The organism is Lamprobacter modestohalophilus (assembly GCF_016583905.1).
GTDB classification, from domain to species: Bacteria; Pseudomonadota; Gammaproteobacteria; order Chromatiales; family Chromatiaceae; genus Lamprobacter; species Lamprobacter modestohalophilus.
Map to the genome: position 1 here is coordinate 170,922 of NZ_NRRY01000003.1, position 15,092 is coordinate 186,013.

14 protein-coding genes are annotated in these 15,092 nt (G+C 49.1%); 11 read left to right on the plus strand and 3 right to left on the minus strand.

Annotation, left to right across the window (positions count from 1 at the left end):
* Window positions 1–18 precede the first annotated feature (18 nt).
* Window positions 19–1,212 (minus strand): ABC transporter ATP-binding protein, encoded by a 1,194-nt coding sequence (locus CKO42_RS02930; protein WP_200238440.1) that lies wholly within the window; start codon window positions 1,210–1,212, stop codon window positions 19–21.
* Between the two features lie 133 nt (window positions 1,213–1,345).
* Window positions 1,346–2,137 carry an ABC transporter permease gene (locus tag CKO42_RS02935; RefSeq protein WP_242479069.1) on the minus strand — a complete coding sequence of 264 codons (792 nt, stop codon included), beginning with the start codon at window positions 2,135–2,137 and terminating at the stop codon, window positions 1,346–1,348.
* Window positions 2,138–2,774: 637 nt separating this feature from the next.
* On the opposite strand from CKO42_RS02935, the gene CKO42_RS02940 reads away from it, so the two are divergent.
* From CKO42_RS02940 to CKO42_RS02960, 5 genes are all read left to right on the plus strand, one after another.
* Window positions 2,775–4,247: an MBL fold metallo-hydrolase RNA specificity domain-containing protein gene (locus tag CKO42_RS02940; RefSeq protein ID WP_200238448.1), complete on the plus strand. Its 1,473-nt coding sequence runs from the start codon at window positions 2,775–2,777 to the stop codon at window positions 4,245–4,247.
* A gap of 259 nt (window positions 4,248–4,506) precedes the next feature.
* The gene (locus CKO42_RS02945; protein ID WP_200238454.1) at window positions 4,507–5,475 is read left to right on the plus strand and encodes a glycosyltransferase; all 969 of its coding nucleotides are present in this window, start codon (window positions 4,507–4,509) and stop codon (window positions 5,473–5,475) included.
* Window positions 5,476–5,651: 176 nt separating this feature from the next.
* Complete coding sequence (locus tag CKO42_RS02950) at window positions 5,652–6,623, plus strand: hypothetical protein (protein ID WP_200238459.1); 972 nt, start codon at window positions 5,652–5,654, stop codon at window positions 6,621–6,623.
* A gap of 9 nt (window positions 6,624–6,632) precedes the next feature.
* On the plus strand, window positions 6,633–7,598 hold the full coding sequence (locus CKO42_RS02955) for a glycosyltransferase family A protein (RefSeq protein ID WP_200238462.1): 966 nt from the start codon (window positions 6,633–6,635) through the stop codon (window positions 7,596–7,598).
* Window positions 7,599–7,851: 253 nt separating this feature from the next.
* The gene (locus CKO42_RS02960) at window positions 7,852–8,706 is read left to right on the plus strand and encodes a hypothetical protein (protein WP_200238465.1); all 855 of its coding nucleotides are present in this window, start codon (window positions 7,852–7,854) and stop codon (window positions 8,704–8,706) included.
* 48 nt (window positions 8,707–8,754) lie between these two features.
* Here the strand turns inward: CKO42_RS02960 and CKO42_RS02965 are convergent, their stop codons facing one another.
* Complete coding sequence (locus tag CKO42_RS02965; RefSeq protein ID WP_200238470.1) at window positions 8,755–9,429, minus strand: FkbM family methyltransferase; 675 nt, start codon at window positions 9,427–9,429, stop codon at window positions 8,755–8,757.
* A gap of 488 nt (window positions 9,430–9,917) precedes the next feature.
* Here CKO42_RS02965 and CKO42_RS02970 point away from each other — a divergent pair, with 488 nt between their 5' ends.
* The 6 genes from CKO42_RS02970 to CKO42_RS27845 all read left to right on the plus strand — a co-directional run bounded on the left by CKO42_RS02970 (window position 9,918) and on the right by CKO42_RS27845 (window position 14,988).
* Window positions 9,918–11,126 (plus strand): hypothetical protein, encoded by a 1,209-nt coding sequence (locus tag CKO42_RS02970; RefSeq protein WP_200238473.1) that lies wholly within the window; start codon window positions 9,918–9,920, stop codon window positions 11,124–11,126.
* A gap of 88 nt (window positions 11,127–11,214) precedes the next feature.
* Window positions 11,215–12,651 (plus strand): O-antigen ligase family protein, encoded by a 1,437-nt coding sequence (locus CKO42_RS02975; RefSeq protein WP_200238477.1) that lies wholly within the window; start codon window positions 11,215–11,217, stop codon window positions 12,649–12,651.
* A gap of 680 nt (window positions 12,652–13,331) precedes the next feature.
* Entirely contained in the window at window positions 13,332–14,288 is a 957-nt protein-coding gene (locus CKO42_RS02980; RefSeq protein WP_200238482.1) for an FkbM family methyltransferase, read from the plus strand.
* A gap of 21 nt (window positions 14,289–14,309) precedes the next feature.
* Window positions 14,310–14,480, plus strand: coding sequence for a hypothetical protein (locus tag CKO42_RS02985; RefSeq protein WP_200238487.1), 171 nt, complete (start codon window positions 14,310–14,312; stop codon window positions 14,478–14,480).
* A gap of 63 nt (window positions 14,481–14,543) precedes the next feature.
* The gene (locus CKO42_RS02990) at window positions 14,544–14,870 is read left to right on the plus strand and encodes a hypothetical protein (RefSeq protein ID WP_200238492.1); all 327 of its coding nucleotides are present in this window, start codon (window positions 14,544–14,546) and stop codon (window positions 14,868–14,870) included.
* Window positions 14,857–14,988, plus strand: a complete 132-nt coding sequence (locus CKO42_RS27845; protein ID WP_274608870.1) for a hypothetical protein — start codon at window positions 14,857–14,859, stop codon at window positions 14,986–14,988. Before CKO42_RS02990 ends, CKO42_RS27845 begins: the two co-directional genes overlap by 14 nt.
* The last annotated feature ends 104 nt before the right edge of the window (window positions 14,989–15,092 follow it).

Below are 15,092 nucleotides of genomic sequence, written 5' to 3' on the forward strand. Positions count from 1 at the left end.
CTTCTATACAATAATATGTTATAAGGTATTCCAGGAACAGAGGTCTAGCTGACAATTACTAACTATTCCTAGGTGCCCCCCAGTTACACGAATTTGATGACCATTATGCCATAGAGCAATTATTGCACCACGTGAATCAGTAAATGTAGCTCGCAGCATGTAGCGATCAGCTTTAAGTGGTAATGATGAAAAACCTATGCGCCAATGGTTTTTTCCGCGATTTATTTTGATGTTGTATTCATCGGAGTTTACTACACAAGACGCAACATAGTTGCCAGATAGGTCAGTTACGTTGAATCGGAGAGTGCAATGACCGACATGTGCTTCAGAATCTATTATTATTTCGGCTGAAAATTTAGAACTGAATTGCTGTTCGTTAGGCAATCCAACAATTGATACGTCTTTTACCGGAGGGTATGTCGTCACAATTTTATCATGGTTCGAAGACAAAGGATCGTTATTCAATTCGCGATAGGCTTCGATTCCGTCAAGTGTGTCTCCTAAAAATGCAATTTCTCCCTTAGACAAGAGAAGTGTTGAGCTAGAGATGCGTCCTATATTAGGCATATCATGTGAAACAAAAATAACGGCAGAGTTTTTTAATAATTGATCCATGTGTCTATAACATTTATATCGGAAAGCAGCATCTCCTACTGCGAGAACCTCATCTAAAATTAAAATATCAGGCTGTAGCAATGTTGCTATCGAAAACCCTAATCTGACAGTCATTCCAGAACTGTAGTTTTGCACTGGCATATCAATAAAATCACCAATCTCAGCAAAATCAACTATTGCTTTAATTTTTTCTTCTATTTCTTCTTTACTTACCCCAATAACAGATGCATTAACATAGATATTTTCCCTGCCCGTTAATATAGGGTTGAATCCAGCACCTAACGCAATTAGCGCCCCCACGCGCCCCCGCATTTCAATACTGCCACTATCCGGCTTAATCAATCCATTCAGCATCCGAAGGAGCGTCGTCTTACCGGCCCCATTGCGCCCAATCAAACCCAAGCACTCCCCTCGTTTGAGTTCAAAACTGACATCCTTTACCGCCCAAAACTCATCTCGTCGCAACTCGCCATCCCTGCTATGCCGACGCCCGATCAGTTCGTTGCCCAAATCCCGCATCCCATACCAAAGTGAGCGCTTGAGGCTTCGGCAGAACTTTTTGGATACGCCTTCTACTTTGATCAGGGTGTCATTCATCCGAGAGACCTAGCATGGATCTGAATTCGGGCTGGATACTTAACCGCCGTTGAGGTACGGGGCTGGTCCAATTGTGTTGGGTTGATTAGGTTATCGAGTATTGGTCGTGACTTATACGCGCAATGTCGTCTTTTCAGGCGCTCATGCGTTCGATCAGGATCGGCATCGCGAGTCGGTAGATAATCCAGACCACAAGGAGCAGTAGGAATGCTATCAGATTGACAGCAATGAAATAGTCTAGGAAATCCGGAGGTAGGCCTGTGAGCCAGTCACGGGTAGTGAGAATTAGGGGGGAGAGCGGGTTGAGGGTAAACAGCGTCGCGGCTAGGCCTTCCTTCGGCATGGGGAAGACGACCGGGGTAACGTACATTAGAAACTGCATTACTAGTGGGAGGCCGCGCCCGATGTCGGTGTAGAGTATCCCGACCGGTGTCAGCATGAGGCCGATGGCGGTGCCGACCAGCACCAACGAGAGAATGCCGAGCGGGAAGAGCAGGATACTCCAGCCGGGGATGATACCGAGTAACAAGAGCGCGCCGATCAGTAGAATGATTTTGATTGCGGCGCTGAAGAGGGTTTGGTAAATGCCTGAGACGATCAGCGCCTCGCGCGGAAAGTTGAGCTTGGCCAGCATGGACTTGGCGGCGTTGGTCTGTTGCAGCGGCGCGTTGAGGGCCTCCATGAAGATGGCCCAGAGCATGGTACCGGTGAAGACGTAAACCGGATACGGCAGGTCGGTTTCAGCAACGTTGACAATGCCTGATCCGCTCAGAAAGATCCAGGTGAGCGTATTCGCTAGTGGGAGGATGAAGATCCAGAGCAATCCAAGAAACGCCTGACGGTACTGGGCGCGGATGTCGCGCACGGCCAAGCGCCACGCGAGCTCACGTCCGGCCGCGAGATCGCGGAACATGTCGCGGATCATCTGGACGGGATGCTGAAGGCGGCTGTCGGCGGTGTAGCGGGTTACGGGGAGTGCTGAGTCGGGGTCGGTCGGTCTCATGTACGCTCTACGCTCGACACAAATTTAAGCGCAATACTATCACTCTTCATGAATCGCGGAAACACTCGAGATGGAGTTGCGCGGTGCGCTTGCGCTCGCGCAGCTCAGCATCGGGCGTGAACAACGGCCGTTGCGGGATCTCCGCCGCTCGGCTCGGCGCAGACCCAGGCCTTTGGATCGCGATGCCGGTAGGGCTGTGACAAAACGTCCAAATATCAGACTGTTGTGTGGGGGGCCTCGTCCGCACTCATCAAGCATCTAGACTGGGGTATCATCGCTCATCGGCATGGACCGCCGGCCCTTGGGGCAGCAGCCCTTTGAGCTGCGCCGCGGCCGCCGGCTTGGGTGAGGGATGAAAAAGAGCGAGTGATCGCGCTCTTGTTCGGATCACGTTTTGCTTTAAGATTGCCTCAGATTAAACGTGATTGGAGATAGCCATGGCCGAAGCGCCTGGCGTTTTGTCTGTCTAGCAGCCACTATATCCAGCTGATGCCGCGCATGTCGTCCAATCCTTGGCATCCGCGCAAGGAACGATGAGTCACTTGCATAGGCGATCTGCATGACCCCTGAAATCCATCACCACGGTGCCACCACCGGCGTCACGGGCTCCTGTCACGAGCTGCGTTACGCGGCTGCTGTCAGCCCTGACTCCCAGAGCGTCCCCGGCTACCAGTCGCTGCTGATCGACTGCGGTCTCTTTCAAGGCGACGAGGCCGGCACCGATGGCGCGCGCGCCAATCAACTACAGATCGGCTTCGACATCGCCCCGATCCAGGCGCTGATCATCACCCACGTCCACATCGACCACGTCGGGCGGCTGCCGTACTTGCTTGCGGCTGGCTACCGCGGTCCGATCCTCACCAGCCCCGCCTCGTCCGAATTGTTGCCGCTTGTGCTCGAGGACGCGCTCAAGGTCGGCTTTACCCGCGATCAGCGCCTGATCGAGCGCGTGCTCGCGATGCTGCAAAGCCGCATCATCGCGCTGCCGTTCGGGCAATGGCACCGGCTTGACGGGCAGGGCGGTGTCGTCGCGCTCGAGCGGGACGGCGAGCCTGGCGAATCGACCGACGGCGGACCCCTGATCCGCCTGCAGCGCGCCGGCCATATCCTCGGCTCGGCCTATGTGGAGATCGAGGTCCCAGACCCGCGCCAACGCATCGTCTTGTCCGGCGATCTCGGCGCCCCGGACACCCCGCTGCTCCCTGCACCGCAGCCGCCCGAGAGGGCCGACATCTTGGTGCTCGAAAGCACCTATGGCGACCGCTGCCACGAGGACCGCGGCACGCGCGTGCAGCGCCTGCGCGCGGTGATCGAACACGCGCTCGCCGACGGTGGCACCGTCCTCATCCCGGCCTTCAGCATCGGTCGCACTCAAGAACTGCTTTACGAGCTCGAAGGCCTGTTCTACCGCCATGGTGAAGATGGCGCGCAAGCGCGCGCGCACTGGCAGCGCCTGCAAGTGGTGCTCGACTCACCCCTGGCTGCCGATTTCACCAAAGGCTATCGGCGCCTGCGCCAGGCCTGGGACGACGAAGCCCAAGACCGGCTGCAACAAGGCCGCCACCCGCTCGCCTTCGAGCAGTTGGTCACCGTCGACGACCACGCCGACCACATGCACATGGTCAACTACCTGGCCCACAGCCGCCAGCCCGCGGTGGTGATCGCCGCCAGCGGCATGTGCGCCGGCGGTAGAGTGGTGAACTATCTCAAGGCCATGCTCGGCGACCCAAGCCATGATGTGCTCTTCGTCGGCTACCAAGCTAAGGGTACGCCTGGGCGAGACATCCAGCGCTATGGCCCGCGCGGAGGCTACGTGATGCTCGACGGCGAGCGCTACGACATCCGCGCCCAGATTCACAGCATCAGCGGCTACTCAGCCCATGCCGACCAGCGGGATTTGATCGAGTTTGTCACCGGCGTTCCCACAGCGCCGGCTGAGGTCCGCTTGGTGCATGGGGATGAGAGCGCGAAGATGGTGTTGGAGGGGAGGCTGAAGGAGGAGTTGGAAGGAGGCCAGGTTGTTGTGCCTTGAGCTATTTTTTGCCGGATGCGCACCTTTGGATGGCCATAATTTGTTTTTTGCACAAAGAGATGGATTTGAGTAGCTACAATTTGAACGGCGACGAGTGTTGCCGAAAATTATCCTTGGTCTACGCTAGTAGATTAGAAAAATTAGCGAGGAATGCAAAATGCGTTGGTTATTTCATTACCGTGGTCGGTCGACACCAAGCGGTGGACACAAGCAGATTAGGCTGACAGTTAAATGCCTTAGAAACTTAGGCGTTGACGCAATGCTATTGCCTGAAGGCATAGTAGAAGATAGTCATCTTTATGATGTTTCAGTTCCCTTTACACCATTTGATCTATCAACCGCTAAGGAACACGTAGTCAGTGAAGACGTAGTTATTACCGGAGAAACCAAACTACTCACCTTCCTAAGCGTTACCAGCACGATGCACTGTAGAAAGGCAGTTTTCAACAAGAATGGTTTTTATGCACTTTCAGACTGGCCGGGCAAAACTTATGCGCAGCTTGGATTCGAGTTTGCTTTGTCTTCCTCCAACTATAACCTAGCGCTAACCTCTGAAATTCTAGGCATGCCTCCAGAGCGATGCTTTCTAGTCACTGACGATATAAACAGGCGGCCTTTTGGCTTACCTGGAAAATCGCCATTCGAGCGCGTACTTGCGGTCTCGTACATGCCAAGAAAATTGCCCCGGGATGCCGTTCGCATTCGATGGGCCGTAAATATGCTCTTTCCCAAGCTTCCCTTTGTGCCGATACATAACTGCACCGAGCAGGAAGTGGCAAAAACGTTTACTCAATACCCAATTTTTCTTAGCACCCAGGATCGTGAGGGTTTTGGAAACCCTGCCTTAGAAGCTATGAGTTGCGGGACGATTGTAGTTGGATATCCCGGAACACATCCATTTACCCCGCCCTACGCAAACTCAAATAATGGTTACTGGGTGCGTGACAGGCAGTGGTTGCACGCTACAATGCAGTTAATAAAAGCCATACGAGACTGGAAGGCTGGGTCGCATCGTATGTCCAAAATTTACGACGCTGGTATTGTGACTGCAGAAAATTACGATGAAAGCCGCATGACGGAATCACTCCGCGAAGTTGTCAAAACGGTCACAGCTTGCTCTTATTCATTGAGAAATATTAGCTCTTTCCCGAAGCTTACTAGTGCAGAGCGAGAATTTGCTCAAACCAGCTTAGATACAGCTGCAGCAAAGCTAAGAAAATCACCTTAAATTTTTCCTTGGGTACAGGTTCAAGCTGCCTTACTTGGCGCTTAGTAAGTGATTCGTTGTTATGGCATTGTGCTGTCCATGACCATCAAGCTGCGATGGCCAAGGCTTGATCCTCTTGGGTGCGACATCAGGCCTTTTGACGTGTGCTCCAGTTTTATTCGGGGGGGCTACTAGATATGACTAATCATCAGGCGTTGAAGCCTTTTAATTGTGAAGGGAAAAAGCCATATAAGATAGGCGTGCTTTGCGTTTACTTCGTACCAGATGGCTGGGATTGGCTTATATCACTACAACTTCAGCATGTTTTTAGGTATGTGGATGACGACATTCAAATAAAACTTTATGCCTCGATCATCCAAGCCCCCGATAGTGTACGACAACTACTCGAAGCCGAAACTGGCCATGTTGAAATTATCGATACCAGAATTAGAAATCCCCTGCCAAATCGTGAACACGGTGCTAATCTTGATGCACTAGCACGACGTGCAGCGCAGGATGGTTGCGACATTCTTGTTACGCTAGACGTAGACTCGTTCCCAATTGATCCTTTTTGGTTACATAACTGCATAAAAGTGATCAGTCGAGGAGTATCAGTGATCAGTGTTTATCGGAGTGAGAATGAGCAAACGTTTCTCCCGCATCCATCGTTTACAGTTTTCACATCTAAGTTCCTTACGAAGCACGACTTTCAATTTTATCCTTCAGATGATCAACAGCAGAATCAGGAGTTCAAAACCTTCCTGAGAGAATCGGGGATTCGTTTTGATACTGGGGTCGGCCTTGGATACGCTTTATGGCACTCTAATGAGCGCTGTCAGACCCTTCTCAGATCTAACGTGAGAGACTTGCACTATTTGATGGGCGGGATTTATGGCGATATGATCTTCCATCTTGGCGCGATGTCAAGATCTCCATTGTTCAAACGGGATTTTCAAACGGTAACTTGGCGGCTACTCTCACGCTATCAGCGCCTTCCGAGCATTTGGCGCCTGAGAAATAGTTATCGTAGAAACGTAGCACGGCGTAACGACAGAATGCATAAAAGAATTGTGAACCATCTTCGTGCCGATCCTGAGATGTTATTTGCATACCTTAGAGGCTCTCAACAATCACCATTGAATTATTCAGTAGAGCATTTTAGCAAGTAGATCGCTATGATGACTTCTCCTTTATTCAGCGTAATCATCCCTGCATTCAACCGGGAGATAATGCTTGAAAACTGCCTCCAGAGTATTGGGCAACAAACGTATCGCCCGCACGAGGTTGTTGTGTGTGACGATGGATCAACTGACAATTCAACCGCAGTAGCAACTGGCACGCTCAACTCATTGGGTTTAAAGCACGAGGTGTTTAGCGTAAAAAATGGTGGGCCCTCCCGCGCAAGGAGGCTAGCGGTTGAACGCTCGAGCGGTAACTTTCTTTTGTTTTTAGATTCCGATGACCTCTGGGACCCTGATTATATAGAAACCGTGGCAGGCGCCCTTCATGAGTCACCAAGTATCAACGTGACTGTCATGGATTTTCGTGAAGTTTGTGGCAATGCTACGCTCCGCAATAGCAAATTTAAATCGGCACCTGATAATTTCTGGCCCACTGTAGGCACGCCGGTAAAGTATGGATATCTGGGTAATCGAAAGCGCCTTTTTATCGAGACTCTCGGATTTCAGCCATGTTTTCCATCAGGTCTCGGTATATCACGCGGGTTATATGATCAGATAGGTGGGATTGATATTTCCTCGCAGCGCTTGCTTTCTGAAGATTCCCATCTTACTCGTAAAGCGTTTTTGCACGGTAAGGTGTACTTTATTGACCGTACATTGGTAACAATTCAGTTGCATAAAAACAATCGCTCTGCGGAATCAAACGAACAATACAACTACGCGCGCAAACTCTTTGGGAAGGCATACGTACTGAGACGCATGGCAAAAGAAGAGAACCTGGACAACGAGCAGTCGCAAAACATAACTCGCGAAATCTTCAAGGCAGAGCATGCTGCATTGCACGCACTTTATTGGAGTGGTAATAGAGCGTCTTTCATGAAAGCGCTTCATGAACGCCCGTATCACATCCTGCGTGATCCCAAATTACTGCTTAAAGCCGCGTCTACTCTGTTTCCTTTCTAGGTTAATATTTTCGGTAGCTAGTAATTGTGTCGATTCATGCTGATCTGTTCAGGAAGGTTGCTAACCAGACTTACTTTTAGGAAACTCTATACCTGTAGCCTTGGCTAGTCAGAGAGGGGTTGACGTGTGTACAGTCTGGATCTTGTGAGCATAGAATCAAATCCTATGCCAATAATAATTCGCAACACCCCTCAGTTTCTTATCACCCCATAATTTATGCGTTGCGACGCTACTAGATATCTTGGTCGAAAAGATGCACACAAAGACTAATCAAATCAAGCTTGGTGTCGTAATTCCAGTTAAGTCCAAGCGCGTTGCTAAAAATTGGGATATTGTCTGCAGTTGCCTTAAGTCAACTCTTAGTTCTTTGCTTTCCCAAACCAATGACGCATACTGCGTTGCAGTAGTTGGGCACGAGTGCCCATACTTTCTGAAAAATGATGCGATAATTAAACAAACTTTCGGCCAGAAAGGATCTACTGTATTATTTGTCGACGCGATGGATGTATCTCCCCCAGCCACAAAAGGCATACCCGGCGCCACGCGACAACTATTATATGAAAAAGACCGATGCAGAAAAATTGCAAAGGGCATTGCTATGCTGGATGCCAACGACGTAAATTTGACATACTATTTTGCTCTTGACGCTGATGATTTGGTTAGCAGAGAGTTTGTAAACGATCTTGCAATGCATTTGTCGTCAGATTCAGCTGCAATTATCCAGGTTGGATATTTCTTTTATAATCAGCACAATCGAATTCGAATAACGAACGAATTTAGTACCTACTGTGGCTCGAGTGCCGTATTGCCCAAAAGTCTGTTTTCCTTACCAGCTAATCCAGTTTTAGCTAAATCTTCTGATACACCGTTCGGTAAGATATCACATGTGCATATGATGCAGTATTTAGAAAAAAATCAAGTCAATATCTATATACCCTCTAAGCCATATCTAATGTATGTTCTAGGCACTGGGGAAAATATCAGTTCTCACTACTGCAGCGCACTGCTAGTAAGAGTGAAGAGATGGGCCGCAAAAAGGCTTCTAACCAAAGCTATAGATAGTCAAATAATTAATGAGTTTACTTTGACGCAAGTTCAATGTAGTTAATTTATTTTTTATGTTAATCTTTTTGGATCCCTAGCTCATTAAGGGTTTTTAGCGACCAGATAAAGTATTAGCTTGAAAGAAATAATCTCGGTAAGAAAATTGTTCTATCATCGTATAGTGTTCCCCCAGATAAGTACTAATCGCATTTTTTGCTTGCTCATTGAGGCATTCTACAAGAATATAATCTGGCTTGTACTTCTCAAAATCGAGGCCCTGGAGCGCTGCAATTTCAAAACCTTCGACGTCAAGAGAAAGTAAATCAATCTGAGGCGGCTTCACCTCATCAAGGACTGATGTTAAGGTTCGGGCGGGGACATCAATAACGGGCTTCCCATTTGTCACTTTGAAGTCATCTCGGATGATTACTGTTGAAATTGCATGGTTGACCGTAATTGGCACTGTAGGCACCGTGTAATCGGGTGGAACGAGAGCACAGTTAAAACGTTTAGTCTTTGATCGATTCACGGCTAGTCTTTTATACATATGAGGAACTGGTTCGATTAGAATTCCTTTCCAGTTGCAGAAACGTTCAAGATAGTAGGTGTTACTCTCAAAAAAACCATCAACAGCTCCAGCTTCAATAAAGAAACCCGGTTTCTCAAAATAATTATTTAATCTAGCTTGAATTCCTTGATAAGCAGGTTTCGAAAACCGATCACTCCCTGCATACTCAAACAACTTTCTTCGCAGGGTGGTCAGAAGCCAAAGGGGCAGGATGTGCATAGGTAACTCCGGTGTGTGTGAACACAGTTGCTGCAATTGGTGTGAAACCTCTATTAACTTTAGTTAAAAACATAATAGATGCTTCGCGTTCGTTTTCAATTAAATAAGGAGAGTCATATCCTATCATTTATCAGTGATTGCTTGACTGAAAACTTCCAAATACAGAATTGTTGAACAAGTCAGTGCTTGGGATTAAGATTCATGTGCGCTACCATATTACTAAGTAATTCAGTAAGTGAGCATAGAAGGCCAAAGAATATCAAGATAAACTATGTTATATTATTACTGAATCTACTCAAAATTCGTTGTGTTGTCAACGCTTATGTCAGCGTTCCACACACTCATCGCGCTGCTACTACGATGAGCGTCCAGACTTGTGTCTTTGTGCCTTAAGACATGACATAGTAACTAAATTGAGGTCGATATTGATGACGATAACGAGAACTGATCACGAGTTTAAGTGGACGAGTTTGAATTGGAGACGGCGGTTGGTTCTTCTGTTATTTTTTGGTCAACTCGGTTACATAGGGGCCTGCGCTGATGAAAAAATAGAGAAGGTTTACCCGATGGGTAGAAAATATGAATTGGTGTACGAGGGTGGCATTCGTTTAGAAGCCGGAACTTTTGGCTCAAGTCGAATAGCCTATTCGGTCGGCCCCATTGCTGTAAGCGAACAATCTAGGACACTATGGATAGCAGGGCACGCCCACCATTTCAGCGTAGGAGCCTTTGAGTTACCAGAACCGGTATACTCATTCCAGCATAATAAATTGCCCATCGCAAAGAACACACAGCCATTTGTAAAGATAAACCCAGATGTCAAGCTGCAGGGTAAACCAGGCCGCATCACAGGTCTCCAAGTGATTGGCAAGAAGTTGTGGGTTAATGTCGCTGAGTATTATGATGCCAGTGGCAAAAATACTAACACGACAGTTGTCTTTGATGATGCTTGGGACTTGCAAGATTCTTTTCAGTACGGATTCTTCGAACTCAAGGGACGTGCGCATGCATCTGGCTGGATGACTCCAATTCCTGCAGAACAGGTTCGAGACCTCGGGGGTGAGTATGTAACCGGTTATGCAAGTAATATCCCCATCAACTCGAGGCTCAGTATTGGGCCTACACTCTTTGTCTGGAATCCATCGGAGTTTGATCTGACAAGTAACGGGGTGCAGATTCCTGCAACCGCTTTGATCAACTACTCATTGTCGAATCCGTTACATGAAGATGCCTATAATAAGAACGGTCAAAATGTTCTGTGGACCGAATTGTCTCAGGCTCATATTGGCTTTATCCCTCCCGGTAGCCAGGATTACCTTGTTATCGGAACTTCTAGTGGTCATGAGAGTGGCATTGGCTACAAGATTAAACAGGATGATGGGCGCGTGTGTGGTGGACCATGCGCATACGCCCACGATGACGCTTACAATTACTTCTGGCGTTATGACCTCACTGATATTGCTGCGGTTCGCGCAGGTACCGCGAGTCCGAGCAGCCTGCGTCCAGTGGAATATGGTATCTTGCCAGTATATAATGGCCGAGTCCGGGGGGCACCCTTGCTGATAGGGGCTGCCTTTAGCCCTGAGACATCGCACCTATACCTACTCTTTGGTTCAGTGGATGGCACCCAGAGTGAATGGGAACGGCAGCCCGCTTTGTTGATTTATTCTATCCAGTCTCTTACCGATGATCATTAGTTATCGGTGGAATCTCCATAGAACGGGGAGCAGTAGATTGCAAGTATTAATGCAATAGTTCTGCGTAGTACCGGGAGCAGAGGGCTCAATGATTAGCATAGGTTTGTTTTTTGCAACGCAACTTTCGGCCTATGTACTGTCAATCATTTATATGCCGGCGTTCGCATTCCTTGGATATCAGTCAGTCTATTTTCTTCATCACAGGACCCGATGGTGGTACTGGCAAGTTCCTGACTTGCCATACTCGTTTGGGATGTCCGTACTCGTACTGGTTTTAGCTATTGCTGATCGTCGGCGGACGACGGAAAGCTCAGTGCTTGGATCAGCTCCCCTGCGGTGGATGTGGATTCTTGTTGTGTTGTATGGCTTTACCTATTTTTGGGCGGTCCGACCCGACGCGCATCTGAATTCTTTTGATGATTTTTTTAAACTTGTGATCGTTGTTACTTGCGCCTACAAGCTCTGCTCTAATGCCCTTGCTCTTAATTATTATCTCTATGGCTACGTATTTGGAGCATCTTATCTGGGCTATTATTTGTTAGAGGTTGGTCGTAACGCTGGCGAGCGCGTTTCTAATTTTGGAGTGATTGATTCTCCAGATGTCAATGATTTAGCGGCCTTGATCGTTCCTGCTGCCATCTTAGCATTGCACTATTTCTTTATACACGTAGGGTGGCGCAGGATATTGATCGTTATTCGAGGCGCGCTAATCGTAAACGCCTTGGTTTTGGTCAACAGTCGCGGTGCATTCTTAGGCCTTTTCGCTGGTGCTACTTTCTACATTACGCGCGTTTATCTCTTAGGTAAAAAATTAAAGATCAGCCGTATGCGAGTCGTGTTAGTTGTATTGCTTGGTCTGCTCGCCCTGGTGCAAGTATTCGACGAGACAGCCCTCAATCGTATATTAGGATTGAAAGAAGAGGCAACTCTCACTGAGGAGCAACAAACTGGATCAACACGTGTCTTCTTTTGGATGGCAGCCGCTGAGATGAGTAAGGATCACCCTTTTGGGCTTGGAAGTGGCGCTTTTCCTGCGATGTCCGCTATCTACATTCCGGAAACTGTCAATACCGGATCTTCTAGAAATCGCGCAGTTCACTCGACCTGGTTTCAAACACTTTCTGAGGTTGGATATCCAGGGCTTGTAATTTTCGTCATTATGATATTAAGTGCGTTTAGCGTTACGCAGAAGGCTTTGAGGCAAACGCTGTTCTGCGATGATTCTCGTGGAGCCCTGACAGTCCTTGCAATACAAGCATGTCTCTTATCATATCTAGTGAGCGTCACTTTCCTTGATCGGATGCGCGCTGTGGTTCTTTACTGGCTTATCATGTTCGCTGCTTGCGCGTATAACGTTTACGTTAAGCAAGCGAAAATAAATGGTGGTGATGCCGGACAGGGGTTGCAACCTGCCGAGCGTTCCGGCCGAAGCTGGAGTGGCTCCACTGCTAGGGTGGAAAGTACGGCGCTCTTGTTCAGGCGGGAATCGATAGCGATGTCTAATCAAGCTAAATATCCTGCTTGATCCGCCACCGCTTTATGGACCGCGTTTTTCAGTCTAAACATGCCCATGCTCTATAGCCACGGCCCCCCAACTGATCATAGAGATGCATGAACTGTTCAGCTTCGTTAGAATCGTCGCGTAAGGACGCCCGGGCGACCTACGAGGTTGAAGTGGGCTAGTGATGAACACCGTGTATGGCAATGGGGTGGCGATGAACTGGACCGAACCGGGTGCCAACACCATGCTGCAGTTGCGCAGCATAGCCCACAGCGAGTTGTAGGAACCGTTTATGGGTCTTCGCATCCACAGCAAGATGACCCGCCTCTACGGCGGCCAGGCCGCCAATGATGATAAGGTCATGCCGATCGCTACTGGATGGCTGTGACCAAATCGATGGCAAAACATCGAATCAATCTCTTGGCGGCACGATCGGCAGCTTACAATGCTCTTACACAGAGCCAACGCATGTAGCGCTTTAGACCCCTGACGTCGGAAGACTGGCCAAACTTCATGATCGGAACCAAAGGTGTAAACTATGAGATGATTGACTGCCCCCTACGCACAAATCAAAAGTTTATACCCATCGAGACTTATAGTAGACTCGATAATATGCAATCAGAATCCAATAAGCGAATACTGTAATCTTAAATTAAGTATAAGTACTCGATTCAGACATCGCGCACAGAACTGATGAGTTGAATATGAAGTGGCTGAAGCAATTCACACGAAATATCTTATCTGTCCCGTTAATCGGACGGCCAATTAGCGTCATTCTGGCTAGAGTCAGGGCACTCACCTTGGCAAGACGCATAGATGAACTGTGCGGCTATGTGCCTAAGATCGTGGTCGGTGTCATTAAGTTACAACATGACCATGAAATAGAGTTTCGAATGAGCAGCCAATCAGGAAAAGACCAGGTTGCGCGCGCTGTACATTGGCATGGCGGCGAAGCGTTTGAACAACCTCTGCCTAAGCTAGTCGCATTATTGGCTCGCGCATCGGACCTACTCCTTGACGTTGGCGCAAATACTGGAATTTATTCGTTAATTGCTGCGGCAAGCGATCCGAATATATTAATCTACGCCTTCGAGCCCGTTCCTGAGATTGTTAACGCATTGGAACATAACGTTGAACTAAACAGCAATTGCAATCGCATTGACGTGAGACGATTGGCCGTAGCGGAGTCTGTAGGCAACGCCACCCTGTATATTCCTTTAGATCGTCGCAAGTCAATAGAGACCAGCGCGTCACTTAATCGTAACTTCCGCGAACAGCATGAATATTCTGTTGATGTGGCAACGGTGACTATAGATGCAGTGTGCAACACTTTATCGTCAGGATCGCGCCTATTGATAAAGGCAGACGTAGAGGGTGCTGAGGAGACCCTTGTCATGGGTTCGATCGAAACCCTGCGTCGTCTCAGGCCGATAATTGCTATCGAAATGCTGCAGCGAAGCGCCGAAAATGGGTATGAGAAGTTGCTTGAGGCAGAGGGGTACATGGGCTTCGCCCTCACAAATGACCAACTCCGAGAACTGGAAAGAATTGAGCCCGTGGCGGACTCTCCCAACTTACTGCTATGCCCACAGGAAAAGGTTGAGCCTATGCTACAAATGTTTTCCTGCAATGGCTTCAAATGTACGCGACTTTCCAAGTAACAATGTAGTCTCAGTAATGGAATGACCATCACATTTCTGCTGCAGCCATGGAATGAGCAGCGGATGATCGAGCAGCCCTACGCTCAGACCAGCAAGCTGCTCGTGCGCGTGCACGAGGTGAATCAATCGGTGCAGACGCTCGAACCTCAGCAGGCCGAGTTGAGCACCTCTATCGACGCGTTTTGGGCGTAGCATCCACCGCCCGAGCCCGCGTCAGCCAACACCCTCGTGGTCAACACAGTCGATGGCAAAGGGTTGGCGATGCGAGCAAACGAGATCCACGGGGTCGGCGGCATGAAGAAGAAGGCCCTGTTTGGCAGCGACTTCAGCAACACCGCAAACGTGCGCACCATGGGCTCGGTGCTCAAGGCGCTGTTTGCCGAGCCCTCCGCGCTAATGCCACCGCCGACGGCCCGTCTGAAGCCGATGAACAAAGCCATGCGTGCCGTTCTGATCCCCGATGCCGAGGGCTACAACGGCGAACAAATCCGACTCATCTTCGCGTGGTTGCAGCAGCAAAACACGCTGCGCAAACCCGGCGGCGCGCATCCAGCGGTGATGCTCTTTTATGGGCAGCACTAACATTGGCAGGCCGCCTCCACCCACCACCCTTGGCGAGGATGTTACCGATATTATCGGCTTCATCCATTTTACCGGCTACCTCTGGGAAGCCGCCGAGATGCTCGAGGACCCTCCCTAACAGCGCCGCGCCAGTGTGAAAATGGCGCTTGGTCAGGTGCTCCATGGTCTTATGCATTCACAGCGAGTAGACGCGCCTTTACAGCGATCAGGCCGCCAACGATT

Bases quoted from the DNA above. Each gene is read 5' to 3' on its own strand.
- CKO42_RS27845 (WP_274608870.1), top strand. From the start codon at position 14,857: ATGGGCAGCACTAACATTGGCAGGCCGCCTCCACCCACCACCCTTGGC.
- CKO42_RS02945 (WP_200238454.1), top strand. From the start codon at position 4,507: ATGCTATTGCCTGAAGGCATAGTAGAAGATAGTCATCTTTATGATGTT.
- CKO42_RS02980 (WP_200238482.1), top strand. From the start codon at position 13,332: ATGAAGTGGCTGAAGCAATTCACACGAAATATCTTATCTGTCCCGTTA.
- CKO42_RS02955 (WP_200238462.1), top strand. From the start codon at position 6,633: ATGACTTCTCCTTTATTCAGCGTAATCATCCCTGCATTCAACCGGGAG.
- CKO42_RS02935 (WP_242479069.1), bottom strand. From the start codon at position 2,137: ATGATCCGCGACATGTTCCGCGATCTCGCGGCCGGACGTGAGCTCGCG.
- CKO42_RS02965 (WP_200238470.1), bottom strand. From the start codon at position 9,429: ATGCACATCCTGCCCCTTTGGCTTCTGACCACCCTGCGAAGAAAGTTG.
- CKO42_RS02950 (WP_200238459.1), top strand. From the start codon at position 5,652: ATGACTAATCATCAGGCGTTGAAGCCTTTTAATTGTGAAGGGAAAAAG.
- CKO42_RS02930 (WP_200238440.1), bottom strand. From the start codon at position 1,212: ATGAATGACACCCTGATCAAAGTAGAAGGCGTATCCAAAAAGTTCTGC.
- CKO42_RS02975 (WP_200238477.1), top strand. From the start codon at position 11,215: ATGATTAGCATAGGTTTGTTTTTTGCAACGCAACTTTCGGCCTATGTA.
- CKO42_RS02960 (WP_200238465.1), top strand. From the start codon at position 7,852: ATGCACACAAAGACTAATCAAATCAAGCTTGGTGTCGTAATTCCAGTT.
- CKO42_RS02985 (WP_200238487.1), top strand. From the start codon at position 14,310: ATGACCATCACATTTCTGCTGCAGCCATGGAATGAGCAGCGGATGATC.
- CKO42_RS02940 (WP_200238448.1), top strand. From the start codon at position 2,775: ATGACCCCTGAAATCCATCACCACGGTGCCACCACCGGCGTCACGGGC.